The organism is Actinomadura sp. 9N407, from assembly GCF_044326315.1.
In the GTDB taxonomy this organism is placed as follows: Bacteria; Actinomycetota; Actinomycetes; order Streptosporangiales; family Streptosporangiaceae; genus Spirillospora.
The window spans coordinates 154,027-171,454 of record NZ_JBIRAW010000008.1; the positions used below are offsets into that span (position 1 = coordinate 154,027).

Annotated in this window: 17 protein-coding genes; 9 read left to right on the forward strand and 8 right to left on the reverse strand. The window is 68.1% G+C overall.

Annotated features, from left to right (window positions below; genetic code table 11):
• Nucleotides 1-398 precede the first annotated feature (398 nt).
• The 6 genes from ACH34Q_RS15020 to ACH34Q_RS15045 all read left to right on the forward strand — a co-directional run bounded on the left by ACH34Q_RS15020 (nt 399) and on the right by ACH34Q_RS15045 (nt 4,359).
• On the forward strand, nt 399-1,403 hold the full coding sequence (locus tag ACH34Q_RS15020; protein WP_395983515.1) for a S8 family serine peptidase: 1,005 nt from the start codon (nt 399-401) through the stop codon (nt 1,401-1,403).
• Nucleotides 1,404-1,451: 48 nt separating this feature from the next.
• Nucleotides 1,452-2,033, forward strand: coding sequence for a hypothetical protein (locus tag ACH34Q_RS15025; protein ID WP_395983516.1), 582 nt, complete (start codon nt 1,452-1,454; stop codon nt 2,031-2,033).
• A gap of 69 nt (nt 2,034-2,102) precedes the next feature.
• A complete protein-coding gene (locus ACH34Q_RS15030; RefSeq protein ID WP_395983517.1) occupies nt 2,103-2,636 on the forward strand; it encodes a hypothetical protein in 534 nt (177 codons plus the stop codon).
• A 12-nt stretch (nt 2,637-2,648) separates the two neighbouring features.
• Nucleotides 2,649-3,221 (forward strand): hypothetical protein, encoded by a 573-nt coding sequence (locus ACH34Q_RS15035; protein ID WP_395983518.1) that lies wholly within the window; start codon nt 2,649-2,651, stop codon nt 3,219-3,221.
• A 14-nt stretch (nt 3,222-3,235) separates the two neighbouring features.
• A complete protein-coding gene (locus tag ACH34Q_RS15040; protein ID WP_395983520.1) occupies nt 3,236-3,787 on the forward strand; it encodes a hypothetical protein in 552 nt (183 codons plus the stop codon).
• Nucleotides 3,784-4,359 carry a hypothetical protein gene (locus ACH34Q_RS15045; RefSeq protein ID WP_395983521.1) on the forward strand — a complete coding sequence of 192 codons (576 nt, stop codon included), beginning with the start codon at nt 3,784-3,786 and terminating at the stop codon, nt 4,357-4,359. Before ACH34Q_RS15040 ends, ACH34Q_RS15045 begins: the two co-directional genes overlap by 4 nt.
• Nucleotides 4,360-4,425: 66 nt before the next feature.
• On the opposite strand, the gene ACH34Q_RS15050 is transcribed toward ACH34Q_RS15045, so the two are convergent.
• Together ACH34Q_RS15050 and ACH34Q_RS15055 are read right to left on the reverse strand one after the other, a co-directional pair.
• Entirely contained in the window at nt 4,426-4,764 is a 339-nt protein-coding gene (locus tag ACH34Q_RS15050; protein WP_395983522.1) for a hypothetical protein, read from the reverse strand.
• The gene (locus ACH34Q_RS15055) at nt 4,761-5,489 is read right to left on the reverse strand and encodes a MinD/ParA family protein (RefSeq protein ID WP_395983523.1); all 729 of its coding nucleotides are present in this window, start codon (nt 5,487-5,489) and stop codon (nt 4,761-4,763) included. Before ACH34Q_RS15055 ends, ACH34Q_RS15050 begins: the two co-directional genes overlap by 4 nt.
• Before the next feature lie 804 nt (nt 5,490-6,293).
• Here ACH34Q_RS15055 and ACH34Q_RS15060 point away from each other — a divergent pair.
• Both ACH34Q_RS15060 and ACH34Q_RS15065 read left to right on the forward strand, forming a co-directional pair.
• Nucleotides 6,294-9,662 (forward strand): pyruvate carboxylase, encoded by a 3,369-nt coding sequence (locus ACH34Q_RS15060; protein ID WP_395983524.1) that lies wholly within the window; start codon nt 6,294-6,296, stop codon nt 9,660-9,662.
• Between the two features lie 289 nt (nt 9,663-9,951).
• Entirely contained in the window at nt 9,952-11,190 is a 1,239-nt protein-coding gene (locus ACH34Q_RS15065; protein ID WP_395983525.1) for a serine hydrolase domain-containing protein, read from the forward strand.
• 35 nt (nt 11,191-11,225) lie between these two features.
• Here the strand turns inward: ACH34Q_RS15065 and ACH34Q_RS15070 are convergent, their stop codons facing one another.
• The 3 genes from ACH34Q_RS15070 to ACH34Q_RS15080 form a co-directional block, all read right to left on the reverse strand.
• Nucleotides 11,226-12,182, reverse strand: a complete 957-nt coding sequence (locus ACH34Q_RS15070) for a threonine/serine dehydratase (RefSeq protein ID WP_395983526.1) — start codon at nt 12,180-12,182, stop codon at nt 11,226-11,228.
• A 100-nt stretch (nt 12,183-12,282) separates the two neighbouring features.
• Entirely contained in the window at nt 12,283-12,777 is a 495-nt protein-coding gene (locus ACH34Q_RS15075) for a pyridoxamine 5'-phosphate oxidase family protein (protein ID WP_395983527.1), read from the reverse strand.
• Complete coding sequence (locus ACH34Q_RS15080) at nt 12,774-13,160, reverse strand: hypothetical protein (RefSeq protein WP_395983528.1); 387 nt, start codon at nt 13,158-13,160, stop codon at nt 12,774-12,776. The genes ACH34Q_RS15075 and ACH34Q_RS15080 overlap by 4 nt, the downstream gene beginning before the upstream one ends.
• A gap of 292 nt (nt 13,161-13,452) precedes the next feature.
• On the opposite strand from ACH34Q_RS15080, the gene ACH34Q_RS15085 reads away from it, so the two are divergent.
• Entirely contained in the window at nt 13,453-14,727 is a 1,275-nt protein-coding gene (locus tag ACH34Q_RS15085; RefSeq protein WP_395983530.1) for a lipase family protein, read from the forward strand.
• A gap of 116 nt (nt 14,728-14,843) precedes the next feature.
• Here the strand turns inward: ACH34Q_RS15085 and ACH34Q_RS15090 are convergent, their stop codons facing one another.
• From ACH34Q_RS15090 to ACH34Q_RS15100, 3 genes are all read right to left on the reverse strand, one after another.
• The gene (locus ACH34Q_RS15090; protein ID WP_395983708.1) at nt 14,844-16,073 is read right to left on the reverse strand and encodes an RNA polymerase sigma factor; all 1,230 of its coding nucleotides are present in this window, start codon (nt 16,071-16,073) and stop codon (nt 14,844-14,846) included.
• Nucleotides 16,074-16,268: 195 nt separating this feature from the next.
• Nucleotides 16,269-16,607, reverse strand: coding sequence for a YciI family protein (locus tag ACH34Q_RS15095; protein ID WP_395983531.1), 339 nt, complete (start codon nt 16,605-16,607; stop codon nt 16,269-16,271).
• Between the two features lie 250 nt (nt 16,608-16,857).
• Entirely contained in the window at nt 16,858-17,427 is a 570-nt protein-coding gene (locus tag ACH34Q_RS15100) for a dihydrofolate reductase family protein (RefSeq protein ID WP_395983532.1), read from the reverse strand.
• Nucleotide 17,428 lies beyond the last annotated feature (1 nt).

A 17,428-nucleotide genomic window follows, 5' to 3' on the forward strand; every position in this document is an offset into this window, starting at 1 on the left:
CCACTGGGTGCGTCAACGGGGAGTGGCGCTGGTCCACAACCGAACACAGGACGTGGAGTCTTTGGTGCGCCGATGGGCATGGCGGGCGGCGGCCGACCGGGCGGCGGGGAGCACGAGCGCGAACGGCACACGTGGCTGATCGAGGATGACGATGTCTGGGCGGAAGACCGTGACATCGCACCTCGAGTGATCGGAAAGCCCCAAGATACAGAATGACTAGGCAGGCCATCCGTTCTGGAAAGGGAGGCGGGCCGACAGCGTTCCGCTGGAGGCTGACTGCAACGTGTGCCGGGATGATGCTCCTCCTTGGACACGCGCAACCGGCCTCGGCTGCACCCCGGCCACGTTCGGACCAATGGTGGTTCCCCGCCTGGGAGATCGAGAGCAAGGTCTGGCCGATGACCAAGGGGCGAGGGGTCATCGTGGGACTGATCGACACCGGAGTGGAGGCACGGCTCCCAGAGCTCCAAGGCGTCGTACTCAGAGGAAAACAGTTCGCAGGAGGGTCGGGTGATGGGCGTACAGATAAGGACACAGAGAAGGGTGGCCATGGCACAGCGATGGCCGTCTCCATCGCAGGACAAGGTGGAGGTAGTGGCCTTGTTGGCGTAGCGCCGGAGGCTCGCATTCTTCCGCTGGTCGGAGGATCCTATTATTATACGGATCGCATTCGCTACGCCGTCGACCATGGCGCAAGAGTAATAAATATATCGCAATCGACCGCGTCGGCAAGCTGTCCACCGGAAACTCAGGAGGCAGTCACCTACGCGATCGAGCGGGATGTGATCATTGTCGCATCGGCAGGAAATCGGGCGATAGATAAAAGCACATTGTCTTTACCTCAGAACTGTGCGGGCGTGCTGGTTGTTGGCAGCCTGGATGCCGATCTTAATATGTGGGATAAGTCGACGCCTGGCAGCACCGTTATGGCTGCCGCACCAGGCGTCGACGTGGGGGCGATTGGCAAGGCTGGCATTTACGCCAAGGGAAGAAGGGGTACCAGTTATGCGGCCGCGTTCACATCCGGTCTCGTGGCACTCATGAGGTCTCGATACCCCAAAATGTCCGGGCGTGAGGTTGTCCAACGCATGCTCTACACCGCACGGGACGTCGACACCAAGGGCTGGGACGAGCGATCCGGCTATGGTGCCCTGATTCCCTACAGTGCCCTGACCGCCAAGGTGCCCGCGAACGCTCCGAACCCCGTCTACGAGCGCTTCGACCAGCTGACCAAGCCCAGTCAGGCGTCGGCGAAGCCTGCTACGCGGACCTCTAACGATTCTGTGGCTGGTCAGGGCCACAATGCTCTGCGCACCGCTTTGATCGGCGTGGTAGGCCTGATCCTAGTAGTAGCACTAATTGGCTTCCTGTACCTCCGTAAGATAGGGACGGGCGCGCAGTGAAGAAACAACATGGAGACATGAGGGCAATACTCAACACAGAACCGGTCCGTGGGATGCCGGGCGGGTCTTTCGACGCGGGCGGAGGAGGAGGCGGTCTCCGGGTACCGTAAGCAGATCAAGGGCCGTGAACTCGTCGGCGGCATGCTTGAACTCGCTGACCTGCACCGGGAGCTCGGGATCACCCTGACTGAATTCAAAGTGGCGAAGAAGGGTGTCGACCACATCTTCTTCAGGCTCGCGGCTCGGTTGAGCATGAACGCGCCGGTCGCTGGCTTCGGGCGCAAGCTCAAGCAGAGCGCTCGCACTGTGGAGGCGGTGGAAAGGCGGTCAGGCGCCGGGTGTCCGATGTTCCTGTGGGGGACTGCAGATGGTGACATTCGCGCAGCCTCGCGCCGCGCGGCTCCTGTCGAGGCACAGGCGGTCGCGGCTTGGACGAGGCTTGTACGGCAACTCGAAGCCGCAGAAGATGCCTATCGCTACAAGCCGCTCAAGCCACTGGGCGACTCGAGCTGGCAGGGCCGGGGCCAGGTGGCCGCGTACGCGAAGCTGGTGCCTGTCACGCAGAAGACCCAGGTATCCACAGGACACTATCGGGGAGTGCAACTTGAATGGGGACGCTCGCAGGAGTGACGCTTACGCATCCGTAGAGGTGGTCTGTCAATGAACCAGCCGAGGCGCCGGCTCGTATAAGAGGTATCCATGAGCGAACATATTCGGCTGTCGACGGGGCCGGGCGTCAGTGCGTGGATATGGAGCGCATTCAATCTTCTGATGGCCATCGCGCTCGTGGCATTTGCTGTCTACGCCGTTCCGATGCTGATGGAGGCCCGGTACGTCCTCGCGATGGCGCTCGTGGTCGCCAGTAGTGTCTTCATGATATTTATCCTGGCCACGTTGACGGCTTCCTATCGACGTTATTTTTGGCTCGACGGAAGCATGTTGTGGCGTAAGGGCGTGTTCCGGGACTGCGGGTACGATATGGCGTGCGCGGCTGTTGCATTGGAGTCCAAGCGTATGGGACTCCTTGGGCCCGTGGCTCCGCAGTTGGTTCTTCGGTCTGCGGGCCGCCGGCCTGTCAAGCTCGTGTTGCGGAATCGTGATACCGGTCTGACCTTGCTCCCTGCTGACCAACTGCATGCCCTCGCGGATGCCATTGGTTCGGCTGGTGAATCCGGTGCCGATGTACGGGGCATCGTACACCGCCTTCGCCGCTTGGCCGATGATGATTTTTGAGCAGTACTGGGTATGGAGATCGCATTCAGCGAGGAGCGGTACATGAGGGCCGGCGCCTTGCGTATCAGTGTGGGGCCTGGCGCTTTGGCATGGTCTCTGTTCTCGGTTGCCTTTGTGTTGACGCTACCGCTGTGGCTGGTTGCGTTGGTGGCTTTTGTTGCCATCTTTGATGGTGGCGGACTGGTGGCCGCCGTGTTGTTCGTTCTTTTGGTGGCCATCTGCGGAAGTGTCCTGGTCTTCGGCATGCTGCAGTATGAGCGCGCGTATCGGCTCGAAGGCACCGTGCTCGTTCAGCGCCGCACGGGACGGGCACGGCGGTGTGACCTGAGTACCGCATGGGTTCGGATGGACGCTCTCTCCCCGGATTACGCCGGCCGTACCGCTGCGCTGCCGCAGTTGATCGCCTGGCATGACGGGCATGCTCCGATCAGACTCTGGCTTCGCGATCCCTATCGCCGTCGAGCCATGTTGCCGCCACATGAGCTGCTGGCCCTGGCGAACTCCATAGCGTACGGGCGTGAGGGCGATCCACGTATCGCGCCCATTGTCGACTGGTTGCGTGAAATGGCTAGGCAACCTTTGTAGGAAGCTTATCGCTGATGAGTCTTATTTCGGTTGGGTCGGACGAATGGTTCCGTGCGTGGAATCCTCAACAGCGTGTCGCCACCGTGAAGATGGCTCGGCGGCGAGCACGGTGGTCGTTGGTGTGGCTGGTGTGCGCTTTCGTTGCTGTGGTGGTTGCTCTGCTTGCGTTCTTCTTTGGTGATCCTTCCGATGAGGACCTTCCATCGATGAGATTGGCTCCTGTTCTGGGCGCTCTCTCGTTCAACATCCTTGTGTGTGCGGTGAACCGACGGGGATGGCGGCTGGTTGAGCGGGTGTTCGCTGAAGAAGAGTCACCTGTCGTTCTTCGGTCGGTGCGCGTGCCGAGTGCAGTGCTGAGTCTGCTCGCCTGTCTGGCCAGTGCGGTCGTGGCGGGATCCGCCGGCGTGCCACCTGCCTTGGCACTGTGGACAGGGCAATTTTCGTGGACCTTCGCATGCACCGGATTTGCGGTGGTCGTGATGTTCGGCTCTGGGATTTCGGTTTTGCGTCTCTGGGTCAACCTGTTGCCTGTCGGGCGTGTTGCGTTGGACGAGGAGGCGTCATGACGCGCATGTGGGGTTGGACGGCTGGGGGACTTGGACTGGCGGTGGCCTGCTGGGTGGTGTTGGAGCTGATCGACCACTGGAATTTCGTGGTCGATCCGTTGGTGACGGCGGGACTGCTTACGGTGATGATGCTGGCGGCTGGGGGCGGAGTCACGCTGGCGTTGAAGACCCTTGTTCTGCGGATCCTCGTGCTGGCGACGACGGTCGCCTTGGTGGTCATCACGGGTCTCACCATTTTGGTCTTCGCTTTTGGGCCCGATAGCGGTGTGACGCAGCAGCGGGTTTCCTCGCCCGGCGGGCGCTATGAGTTGTTGGTGATCGACGGTGCCGGGTTCGTCAGTATCGACCGTGAGATCGATGTGCGGATCAGGGCGGCGAACAAGATGTTCGTCCAGGAGTCACTGGTCTGGGATGGGTTGGAGGAGGGGAAGGCTCCCGAGACGGTGCGGTTCAGTGGGGCGCACGCGATCGAGATCGTTGCTGATGACGGGTGCCGGTATCGGTCGACCTTCGACCCGGACACGTTGGCCGTTCGGCCGGTGCACAGGATGGGGTACGAGCCGGGCTGCTGACACGGGAGGCGGTACGCCCCGGACAGGCGGGGAGGTGGAGGGAGAACGCCGAGGCGACCTGGCGGTTCAGCTCGTTCGGGTGTTGGTCCAGACGAGGCCGCCGTGGTGGGAGACCAGTTCCTCGGCGCATTGGTGGGCGAGGGGTGCTGCTGGGAGCAGGCCGGCCGCAGCACGTAGTTCGACCCACCAGATCGGCAGGGGGACGGTCGTGCCGAGGAGTCGTTCTACCTCGCCGGGGACGTCGATGCGTAGGGGCTTGGCGATGGTGACGAGCAGGCGGTTCGTGGTGTCGTACAGGTGGGTTGTGCCGGTCTGACCGCTGGTCGACAGGCCTGCGCCGCGGAGGGAGTTCAGGAGCAGGGGGATCTGTGGTTGCTCTCGGAGGAGCGCTACGAATTCCCTCATGGCGCTCCTCCTGATTGGGCGCGGGTGAACGATTCGAGCGCGATCGTGGTGATGGCCGTGTGGGTGGTCTCGGCCAGGTGGTCTGGGTGGATGGCGGTTCCGGCGGCCAGGTGGCGGTCGAACGGGACGATCGTCACGGGGAGGCCTCCGGCGCCGAGCAGGTCGCGTGCGCCTTCGAGGTCAGTGTCGGGGCTGGGCGTGTGCGCGACAAGGGCGACGACCGTACGGGTGAGCAGGTCCGAGTAGCCGTTGGTACGGAGCCATTCCAGGGCGGAGTGCGCGCTGACGGCGCCGTCGCCGGTTCCGGGCACGGCGAAGATCTGGGCGTGTGCGGAGTCCAGGACGCCGCGGTGGATGGGTGAGCCGATTCCGGCGCCGCAGTCGATCACAGAGACGGCGAAGTACCGGCCCAGGATGCCCGCTCCCGCGCGGAGGGTGGTGTGGTCGAGATCGAGGCCGATGGCGGCGTCGGTCGTACCGGCCAGGACCCAGACGCCGGCTTCGGCGGCGGCGAGGTGCTCGGCCGCGTCCTCCCAGGTACGGGGGCGGGCGGCGACCACGTCGTGGACGGAACGGGTGGGGGTCACGCCCAGGCGGAGGGGGAGTGAGCCCAGGCCGGGGTCGGCGTCGATCGCGAGGACGCGGTCGTCGCGGTGCTGCTGGACGGTCCGCGCGATCAGGGCGGCGAGGCTGCTCTTGCCCGCGCCGCCGCGGATGCTGGTCACTGCGATTCGTCGGCATGAGCGGACCGGTGTGCTGAGCCGGGCGGTGACTTCGGAAAGGTCCCGTACGCCGGTTCCGGCGGAGGCGCCGATGGCTTTGCGCATGCCCCGGCTCAGGCGCTTGAGCGCGGGGTCGCCGTACGGGTTGCGTCGTACGAGCTGTTCCGGGGCCGGTTGTGGAATGAGCGCAGGGCGGGCCAGTGGTGGGTTCTCCAACGTGGTAGTCACTGGGGGCGCGGCCAGAGGTTGGGACTGTGAGGGGTCGCGCGGTAAGGCGAATGTCGGAATTCTCTGGCTGGTGCCGTCCTGTCCGTTCGGTGGCGTGACGGGACGGGGCGTGTCCAGGGGGGTCGGCTGGGGGTGGGGTGGGACAAGACCGGACTCCAGGGCGCCGATTTCGCGCAACACCTCGTACTGCCAGTCCTGATCGGACACCGAGCTCCTTCCGGACGAATCAGCTAGGCATGTCTCTCAAAGTGGCCTCAGCCACCGCGCGAGCGCGCTACCTGCCCGGTGAGGCGATGCCGGAGGCGAGCCTCACCCGGCAGATCGCGAAGCGATGCCGCGCTCGCCCAAGGCACGGTCACGGTGCGAGCCGCCAGGCGAGCACCGTGAGCCGGGGCTTTAAAACACTGCCTAGTCGAGTCTAGTTAGGACGGGGGTCATGGTTCAGGGCGTTCCAGGGTGAGGGGGGTAGGTATCCTGCGGGATTCGCTTGCGGGTTATGTTGGGGCCCGCTCGACGTTGAGCCCGGGAGGCCGTCGTTGGTGGGCGGCCTCGTCCATACCGTCTCCTGGGAGTTACGCCGTGATCGAAAAGGTGCTCGTCGCCAACCGTGGTGAGATCGCCGTACGGGCCTTCCGTGCCGCGTACGAGCTGGGGATCTCCAGCGTGGCCGTCTACGCGCATGAGGACCGCTTCTCGCTGCACCGGCAGAAGGCGGACGAGGCGTACGAGATCGGTGAGCACGGCCATCCGGTGCGGGCCTACCTGGATGTCGAGGGGATCGTGGCGACGGCCCTCCGGGTGGGCGCCGACGCGGTGTATCCCGGGTACGGGTTCCTGTCGGAGAGTCCGGAGCTGGCGGAGGCGTGCGCGCGGAACGGGCTGACGTTCGTGGGGCCGCCCGCGCGGGTGCTTGAGCTGGCCGGGAACAAGATCGAGGCGATCGAGGCGGCGAAGCGGGCGGGGCTGCCGGTGCTGGGGTCGGCGACGCCGGAGCCGGGGGCCGAGCTGGAGGCCGCCGACGAGATCGGGTTCCCGCTGTTCGTGAAGGCGGCGGCCGGCGGTGGCGGGCGCGGGCTGCGGCGGGTCGATCGGCGCGAGGACCTGCAGGGTGCGGTGGAGGCGGCGCGGCGCGAGGCCGAGAGCGCGTTCGGGGACCCGACGGTGTTCCTGGAGCGGGCGGTGGACCGGCCCCGGCACATCGAGGTCCAGATCCTGGCGGACGGTACGGGGCAGATCGTTCACCTGCGGGAACGGGACTGCTCGGTGCAGCGGCGGCACCAGAAGGTCGTGGAGATCGCGCCGGCGCCGCGGCTGGACGCGGCGGTGGCGGAGCGGCTGTGCGCGGACGCCGTACGGTTCGCGCGCGAGATCGGGTACATGAACGCGGGCACGGTGGAGTTCCTGGTCGACGAGGACGGCCGGTACGTCTTCATCGAGATGAACCCGCGGATCCAGGTGGAGCACACCGTGACCGAGGAGGTCACCGGGATCGACCTGGTGCAGAGCCAGTTGCGGATCGCGGGCGGCGAGTCGCTGGCGCAGCTGTCGATCACGCAGGAGGACGTGCACGTCTCGGGGTTCGCCGTGCAGTGCCGGATCACGACGGAGGATCCCGCGAACGGGTTCCGTCCCGATACCGGGAAGATCTCCGCGTACCGGTCGCCGGGTGGGGCCGGGGTACGACTCGACACCGGGACGACGCATGCGGGCGCCGAGGTGACGCCGCATTTCGACTCGATGCTGGTCAAGTTGACGTGCCGGGGCCGGACGTTCGAGGAGGCCGTACGGCGCGCGCGGCGGGCCGTGGCGGAGTTCCGCATTCGCGGGGTCGCGACGAATATCCCGTTCCTGCAGGCGCTGCTGGATGAGGACGATTTCCGGGCCGGTGGCGTCACCACCGCCTATATCGCCGAGCATCCGGAACTGTTGACGGCGCGTTCGAGTGGTGACCGGGCGACGCGGCTGGTGCGTTACCTGGCCAATGTCACGGTGAACCGGCCCAATGGGGAGGCGCCGACCGATCTGGATCCGGCGACCAAGCTGCCGGAGATTCCCGGCGGGCCGCTGCCCGAGGGGTCCCGGGATCTGCTGCTGCAGCTTGGGGCGAAGGCCTTTTCGGAACGGCTGCGGGCGCAGCAGGCGCTGGCCGTGACCGACACGACGTTCCGGGACGCGCACCAGTCTCTGCTGGCCACGCGGGTGCGGACGTTCGATCTGGCCGCGGCGGCGCCCGTCATGGCGCGGACGGCGCCGCAGTTGCTGTCGCTGGAGGCGTGGGGCGGGGCCACTTATGATGTGGCGCTGCGATTCCTGGGTGAATCGCCGTGGGATCGGCTGTCGGCCATGAGGGAGGCCGCGCCGAACATGTGCCTCCAGATGCTGCTGCGCGGGCGAAACACGGTCGGGTACACGCCTTATCCGGATTCGGTCGCGCGGGCTTTCGTGAACGAGGCGGCGAAGACGGGTGTCGACATCTTCCGGGTGTTCGACGCGCTCAATGATGTGGAACGGATGCGGCCCGCGATCGAGGCCGTATTGCAGACGCACGCGGTCGTCGAGGGGACGATCTGTTACACGGGCGATCTGTCGTCGCCGCGCGAGGAGCTTTACACGCTCGACTACTACCTGCGGCTCGCCGAGCAGCTCGTCGAGGCGGGCGTGCACGTGCTGTGCGTCAAGGACATGGCGGGGCTGCTGCGGGCTCCGGCTGCGCGGACGCTGGTCACGGCCCTGCGTGAGCGCTTCGACCTGCCCGTTCACCTGCACACCCACGACACGGCGGGCGGCCAGCTCGCCACGTACCTCGCGGCCATCGAGGCCGGGGTGGACGCGGTGGACGGGGCGGCCGCGCCGCTGTCGGGGACGACGAGCCAGCCGCCGCTGCAGGCGATCGTGGCTCACACGGACTTCACGGAACGCTCGACCGGGATCGATCTGGACTCGCTGACGGTCATGGAGCCGTACTGGGAGGCCGTGCGCAAGCTGTACGCGCCGTTCGAGATGGGGCTGCCGTCGCCGACCGGGCGCGTCTACCAGCACGAGATCCCGGGCGGGCAGCTCTCCAACCTGCGGCAGCAGGCGGTGGCGCTGGGGCTCGGCGACCGGTTCGAGGAGATCGAGCGGCTGTACGCGGCCGCCGACCGGATCCTCGGGCGGCTGGTCAAGGTGACGCCGTCCAGCAAGGTCGTGGGCGATCTGGCGCTGCACCTGGTCGCGGCGGGCGCCGATCCCGATGACTTCGCGACGCACCCGGAGCGGTACGACGTACCGGACAGCGTGGTCGGGTTCCTGAACGGTGAGCTGGGCGACCCGCCCGGTGGCTGGCCCGAGCCGTTCCGGGGGCGCGCGCTGGCGGGGCGGCAGTACGCGCCTGCGCGGGCCGAGTTGACCGGTGACGAGGAGAAGGCGCTGGCCGGGCCGGAGGTCCGCGACACGCTCGACCGGCTGCTGTTCCCCGGCCCGGCCAAGGAGTACCGCGAGGCGGTGGCGGCGTACGGCGACCTGTCGGTGCTGCCGACCGGGGCGTTCCTGTACGGGCTGCGCACCGGGCACGAGGTCTCGTTCGACCTGGAGCCCGGCGTGCGGGTGCTGGCCGGGCTGGAGGCCGTCGGCGAGCTCGACGAGGCCGGGTTCCGGCAGGTCATCTGCACGGTGAACGGCCAGATGCGCACGGTCTCGGTCCGCGATCGCGCGGTCGCGGCGGACGTGCCGCCGGTGGAGCGGGCCGACCCGTCCGAGCCCGGGCAGGTCCCGGCGCCGTTCGACGGATCGGTCACACTGCGGGTGGGCAAGGGCGAGCAGGTGGCGGCCGGGGACGTGGTCGCGACGATCGAGGCGATGAAGATGGAGGCCGCGATCACCGCACCGGTCGCCGGCACCGTGACCAGGCTCGCCGTACCGGAGGCGACGCCCGTCCAGGCCGGTGACCTGCTCCTGGTCATCGGCTGAGCGGTACCGGCGGGTGGACGGCCCTTCGCTGAACGGCGTGATCGGCCGAGCGGCCCGGGGCGCCGCGGGTTTCCTTAACGGGGCCTGATGGCGTCCTCAACGGCAACCCTTGATCAGCTGACCGGATGGTCGCCACAGTGTGACATTTGGCAGGATGTCGATCTCCGGGTGCTGCGGGATGCCACCATGAGAGATGTCGGGCGACAAGGCGACGGGTACAGGAAGAGACGGGATGTCGACGAGGCGGTTCGTTCGATCCAGGCGGTTTGCCGGAGTACTGCCGGTCGTGATGGCGGCGGTGCTGACGCTCGGCCTGTCGTCCGCCCCGGCGCACGCGGATCCGCAGTCGGTCTCGTTCGACGACGCCAAGCTGCGCATCACGCTTGACGCGACCCACGAAGCGGGCATGTACGGGCTCTATTCGTCCGTTCGGCGTGATGACGACAAGTGGAAGGGCGCGTCGGGCGTCGCGGACGTCCGTACGAAGCGTCCCGTACGGCCGAACATGGAGCACCGCGTCGGCAGCATCACCAAGACGTTCACCGCCACCGCTCTACTGCAACTGGTCGAGCAGGGCCGTATCCAGCTCGACGCGCCCATCGCGCAGTACCTGCCCGACGCCGTCCCGGGAGAGCGCGGGCAGCAGATCACAGTGCGGATGCTGCTGAACCACACCAGCGGCATCGCGGACTACGTCGGCTCCGCGTTCCCGTCGTTCGCGCAGTTGTCGCCCGAAAGCCTGGACGAGAACCGTTTCCGTACGCTGCGCCCAGAGCAGCTCATCAAGTGGGGCGTTCAGTCACCGCCGACCCACGCGCCCGGTGCGGCATGGTCGTACTCCAACACCAACTACATCGTCATCGGGCAACTGCTGGAGAAGGTCACCGGCACCGAGGCCGAGACCTACATCGACCGCAACGTCATCCGTAAGGCCGGGCTCAAGCACACCTACTTCCCGACCTCGCCCCATATCCGCGGATCGCACTCCCGTATGTACGAGGCGCTGTACGGAAAGGCCGACCCGCCCCGCGAGTACAGCGTCTACAACATGTCCTGGGCCGGTACGGCGGGCGCGCTGATCTCCACCATGGACGACCTCAACGCGTTCTACCGGGCCCTGCTGACCGGCAAGCTCCTTGGCGAGGGCAGCCTGACGGAGATGCGGCGTACCGTTCCCGTGAAGGACGCCGATGGCAACACCGTGATGGACTACGGGCTCGGCCTCTACTCGGTCGACCTTCCGTGCGGCAAGTACTGGGGCCACGACGGCGCCGTCTTCGGCGCGGGGACGCAGTCGCTGTCGAGCCCCGACGGCCGCCGGCAGATCTCCTACGGCCTCAATCTCATGAAGTACCAGCAGCTCAACGGGCAGGGCGTGCCGATGCCGCACGCGATCGACAACGCGCTCGGCGCGCACCTCGTCCAGGCCGTGTGCGGTGGCCAGGGGCCGCTGACGGCGGCCACTCCGGGCCAGCGCGCCACGCCGCCGCTCCCGCTGCAGTTCGTGACGCCGCGGACCGCCGGCTGACCTGACGGTCCGTCGCGCGCCGTACCCAGGGGACGTCAGGTCGTCAGGTCGCCCGGGTCGGTGTTGGCGCCGCAGAGCAGGATCGCGATGCGCTCGCCGGCACGGGGACGGTACGAGCCCGTACGGAGGGCGGCGACGGCGGCGGCCGTTCCGTGCTCGATCACCAGCCGGTACTCGTCCCACATCCGGCGGCGGGCCTCGCTGATCGCGTCGTCGGTGACGAGAACGGACCGTACGCCGGTCCGGGCCGCCACCGCGTACGCGATCTCGCCGAGGCGACCGGCGCCGAGCGAGTCGGCCGCGACGCCCGAGACCTCGACGTCGACGGGCTTTCCGGCCCGGAGGGCGGCGTTGAGCGTGGGCGCGTTGGCGGGCTCGACGCCGACCACGATCGCCTGGCCTTCGAGCGCGGCCGCGACGCCCGCCATGAGGCCGCCGCCGCCCACGGCGCACAGGACGGTGTCGAGCCCGCCGGCCTGCTCCAGCAACTCCAGCCCGATGCTGCCCGCGCCCGCGCACATGTCGGGCTGGTCGTACGGGTGGCAGAACAGCGCGCCGCTGTCTTCCGCGCGCTTGATGGCCGCCTCGTACGCGTCGGCGTACTTCACCCCCACCTGCACGACGGTCGCGCCAAGCGCGCGCAGCTTGGCCACCTTGACCGGTGGCGCGGTCTCCGGCACGTACACCTCGGCCTTGGTGCCTATCTGACCCGCCGCGTACGCGACGGCCAGGCCCGCGTTCCCACCGGAGGCGGCGATGACGCCGGACTCGGGTATGCGTCCCGCCTCCGAAGCGGCCAGGATGCGGTTGAACGCGCCGCGCGCCTTGAACGACCCGGTGTGCTGGACGTGTTCAAGCTTGAGCCACATCTTCGAGGGGACGGGCAAGCCGCGCGGAACGAAACCGGTCGGATCGACCTCCATGACAGGCGTCCTGCGTACCCGCCCTTCGATACGCGCGGCGGCGTTCCGTACGTCCGGCAGAGCAATCATTCAGTGGGGTCCTCTCCATAGCGCGGCGCGACGGCACTCTCATGCCTACCAGGCCACCATGGGAGACCGTGACGCCACTCCGGTCGGCTTCCAGAGTGGCCTATTGCGCCTGCTCTTCCGCGGTCCAGGTGAGGATTTCGCCGCCCTGCCCCATGAGCACCGTTCCCGGGAAGACCCGCAACCGCCACGGCGTTAGCCGCAGTGCGGCGAACGACGGTTTCGTGGGGCCTCCCCAAGTGGGAACGATGGCGGGGTCGTAACCGACGGGTTCCGGGGCGTTGATGAAGAGGTCCCACACCTTGGTACGGGTCTCGTCGTCGAACGCCCACTCCGCCTTGCATTCGGCCAAGGCGGTGTCGTGGGAGGGCGACCAGTAGTTGCACGCCACGTACGGGCTCTGCTCCAGATGCGCGCGCTTGGCCGGAGTCGGCGTCGTCCCGACCCATCCCACCAGTTCGTCGTTCTCCCACACCCAGATGGGGTGCAGGATCCGCGAGCGGGGCCGTCCCTTCCCATCGACCGTCGAGACGGTGCACCAGACGATCTCGTGCGCCATCGAGACGAACGAGGGCGCGACTGCGGCAAGGCGGGTCATTCGGATACCTCCGGTCGTTCGCTGCGCAGGGTGGCTGAGGACGGCGGCGGGAGGAGGGCGTCCAGCAGGGGCTGGATCTCCGCTTCGGAGCCGTCCGTCAGGGTCGCGGTGACATCGCCGCAGTGGACGGTGATCGCGGCCGGCCGGGAGCGGGTACCGCGCCAGGCGGTGAAGGCGATCACCAGGGTGCCCAGTCCCGCCACCGCGCCCGAGTCCTGCAGCGATACGTTGATCACGGTGATCGTGCCGGCCGCCGAGCCGGGGCGCGGGGCCGCCTCGTCCAGGCTCACCCGGGCATGCCGCGAGACCGAGGCGTCCTGGGCGAACCAGCGGTACAGCGACACCACGTCGCCGTCGTCGGCGGCGCTGATCCTGAGCTCCATCCGGCCTCCCTGGGCAGGTCCGCCTTGGGGCGGAATGCGGGCATCCTCCCGTAATGATCGCGGGCCTGACAATACGATCTCCGCCTCCGTACCGGGCCCCGGCGCGGGTCCATGGAAGGGGCCGAAGCGGCGCCTCGCGCGGGCCGCCGCCCGGACCAGGCATTGTGAACCGACTGCTAAAACTCCGTCGCACCATGTGAATCTTCTTCATTCCACCGATCGGTGGCGGTGAGCGAAAGTCGGCAGCGTTCACTTTCACCCCCCTCTGCTTTCCCCCCGGTCTGGAGTGGCGATGAGACTACGGACGCTGTTGACCACGGTGGCGGCGGGCGCCGCGCTGGTGGTACCGACCCTGGCGGCCGTTCCGGCGGTGTCTGCGGCGCCGGCGGGATGTACCGCCTCCGACGCCGAGATCTACGCGGCGCAGGGCGCGATCACGGCCGGCCCCGGCGAGCTGCTGGCCTGCCGGCCGACGGCCCTGCCGGGCATACCGCACAACATCAAGATGAAGGCCTGGAAGGTCAGGTACGCCTCCACCGACGCCAAGGGCGCCAGGATCGCGGTCTCCGGGTTCGTGGCCGTACCGGAGGCGGCGTGGACCAAGGGCGGATCCCGCCCGGTGGTGTCGTTCAACCCGGGCACCCTAGGGTCCGGCCTGCAGTGCGCGCTGTCCAAGCAGATGTCGGGCAAGTACGTGGACGCCTACGAGGGCCCGAACCTCGCCGAGTTCCTCAAGTCCGGGTACGCGGTCGCGGCGACCGACGGGGTCGGCTACCTGGACGGCCAGGTGCACACGTACATGGTCGGCGCCAACGCCGGGCACGCGCTGCTGGACGTCGTCCGCACCTCGCGGCAGATCCCCGGCGGCGACCTCAGGCCGGACGGCAAGGTCGGCATCGCGGGCTACTCCGAGGGCGGCGCCGCGTCGCTGTGGGGCGCCCAGCTGGCCGCGTCGTACGCGCCGGAGCTGAACGTGGTCGGCGCGGCGGCGGGCGGCGTGCCCGGCGACCTGAAGATCACCGCCAAGCAGCTGAACGGCAGCCTGTTCGCCGGGTTCCTGGCCGACGCCCTGGTCGGGCTGAACGCCGCGTACCCGGAGATGCCGTTCAACGAGTTGATGAACGACGCCGGCAAGAAGGCCATCCAGGACGTCAAGAGCAACTGCCTCTACGGCACCCTGGCCGTCTTCCTGGGGCAGAAGGTCGAGAACTACTCCAAGGACAAGCTGACCCTGGAGCAGATCTACGCGCTGCGCGGCCCGAACGGCGTGACCTGGGGCGAGATCCTCGACCGGCAGAAGCTCGGCGTCGACATCGGGACCCCGTCCTCGGCGGCCAAGTACAAGATCGGCTTCCCGGTGTTCCAGTACCGCGGCTTCTTCGAGGAGATCATCCCGCACGAGACCGAGGACGCCACCCGCGCGGCCTACTGCAAGGCGGGGATCACCACGAAGTGGAACCAGTCCTACCCGGCCGAGCACCTGTCCACCGACTGGCTGGCGGCCGGTGACGTGAGCGCGTTCCTGGGCGAGCGGTTCGAGGGCAAGCCCGCCAAGGGCAACTGCTGACCGGACCGAACTGCTGACCCGACGGTTCTACACGGGCTGGCCACACGGGCCGTTCCACACGGGCCGGCCACATGAGCACGCGGCCCGGGCGACATGGACTCATCGCCCGGGCCGCGTCATCTCGCGTTGGGCTCGATGGCCTGCTGGGACGCCGCTGCCCTTTCCTTCAGTACGGACTGTTCGGCGGCGTTGCGCGTGAGGGAGGCGGCCCGTTCGAACTCCGCCCTGGCCTCCGCGAAGCGTCCCAGCTTGAACAGCAGGTCGCCGCGGACGCTCGGCAGCAGGTGGTAGCTCTGCAGGGACGGCTCGCCGGTCAGCGCGTCGACGACCTGGAGGCCCTTCTCCGGGCCGTGCGCCATGCCGATCGCGACCGCGCGGTTGAGCTCCACGACGGGGGACGGGGCGCGCTGGGCGAGGACGTCGTACAGGGCCGCGATGCGTTCCCAGGCGGTCTCCTCGGCCGTACGGGCCTGGGCGTGGCAGGCGGCGATGGCGGCCTGGAGCACGTACGGCCCGGGCGGGCCGCCGATCTTCTCGGCCCGCAGCAGCGCCGCGTACCCGCGCCGGATGAGCAGCTGGTCCCAGAGCCCGCGGTTCTGGTCGAGCAGCTGGACGGGCGCGCCGGACGGGCCGGTACGCGCCCGGGTCCGCGACGCCTGGATCTCCATGAGCGCGACGAGGCCGTGCACCTCGGCCTCGGCCGGGGCGAGCCCGGCGAGCAGCCGGCCCAGCCGCAGCGCCTCCAGGCAGAGGTCGGTACGGACCAGGTCCTTCCCGGCGGTCGCCGCGTATCCCTCGTTGAAGATCAGGTAGATGACCTCCAGGACCGAGGACAGCCGGCCGGCCCGCTCGGCTCCGGCCGGTACCTCGAACGGCACGTCCGCGTCGGCGAGGGTGCGCTTGGCCCGGACGATCCGCTGCGCGACCGTCGTTTCCGGGACGAGGAACGCCCGCGCGATCTCGTCGGTGGACAGCCCGCCCAGCATGCGCAGCGTGAGCGCGATACGGGACGGGGTGGGCAGCACCGGGTGGCAGGCGGTGAACACCAGCCGCAGGATGTCGTCCTCGATCGGCTCGTCCTCGAACATCGCCGCGAGGTCGTCGTCGGAGGCGGTGCCGTCGCCGATCTCCAGCCGGTGGCCGATCTCCTCCAGCTTGCGCTCGAGCGTCTGGTCGCGGCGGATCCGGTCGATCGCGCGGCGCTTGCCGATGGCCATCAGCCAGGCACCCGGGTTATCCGGTACGCCCGCCTTCGGCCACTGCTCCAGCGCGGTGACCAGCGCGTCCTGCGCCAGCTCCTCGGCCAGCCCGATATCGCGGACCAGCCGGGCCAGCCCGGCGATGATCCGCCCGGACTCGGCCCGCCAGACCGTATCGACCGCCCGGTGCGCCCCGGCCTCGGTACCCGTACCGCCGGTGCTGCCGGTACCACCGGTGCTGCCCGTATTGCCCGTACCCGTCACGCCGACGATCAGAGCACCGCCCCGGCCCGGGCGCAAGCCTCACCGGACGATCCCCGGCGTGCCCGGGGCGGCGACTGATCACTCCGGCCCGAACACCTGCTTGATCACACCTTCGCCGTCGCCGACGATCGCGTAGAACCGCTTGGAGAGCTCGATGGCCTCCTCCTTGGTCCGGGTCTCGACCAGCGCGAAGCCGACCACGACCTCCTTGGCCTCGGCGAACGGCCCGTCGGTCACGGTGATCTTGCCGTCGGCCGAGGCGATCCGGGTCCCGTGCGGCTCCAGGCCGCCGGTGGCCAGCAGCTGCCCCGACCTGCTCGTCTCCTCGATGAACGCGCCCATCTCGGCCATCATCTTCTCGTCCGGCGGAGCCGCTTCGGCCGAGCCGCCGTCGGTCGTCATCAGCAGGAATCGCATCGTGTTCTCCTCGCTCGCCGCGCACGACCTGTACGCGGCGTCCTTGCGTGGGGGACGTCCTGTCCGTCCCGCCCTTCACCAACGCGTCGGACGGAGGACGACCGGATCGACATGCCGGTCGACATTCTTTCGAAGTTTTTTCAGAACGAACGGCCGGGCCCGTGTCACGCGGCCCGGCCGTTCGTCGTTTCGCCTGCTCAGCGCCCTGCTCGGCGTCCTGCTCAGCGTCCTGTTCAGCGCCTGCTGGGCCTTACTTCTCCGGCTTCGCGGCGGCCGGGGTGTAGGTGGCCACGATGACGCCCGAGCTGAACGTCGTCGTCCCGGCCAGCTCGAACGAGGCCTTGAAGCCCTCCGAGGTGAGCAGGTCGGCCGTCTTGCCGGTCCCGACCATCACCGGGTGGATCCACAGTCGCAGCTCGTCCAGCAGGCCGTTCTCGACCAGCGTCCGCGACAGCGAGCCGAAGCCGTACTGGACGATGTCCTGGCCCTCCTGCTCCTTGATCCGGCGGATCTCCCCGACCACGTCGTCCTTGATGATCGTGGTGTTGTTCCACTCGCCCTTCTCCAGCGTGGTGGAGACGGCGTAGTGGGTGATGGTGTTCATCCGGACGCCGAAGTCGCCGGTCTGCTCCTCCATCGCCGGCCAGGCCTGCGCGAAGGTCTCGTAGGTGGTGCGGCCGGCGATCAGAGCGTCGCAGGAGAAGAGCAGGTCGCGGGCGTAGACCTGGGCCTCCTCGTTGAAGTAGTCGGAGGTCCACAGCTGCGGGTCCTCGATGACGCCGTCGAGCGAGATGTAGGTGGAGTTGATGATCTTGCGCATG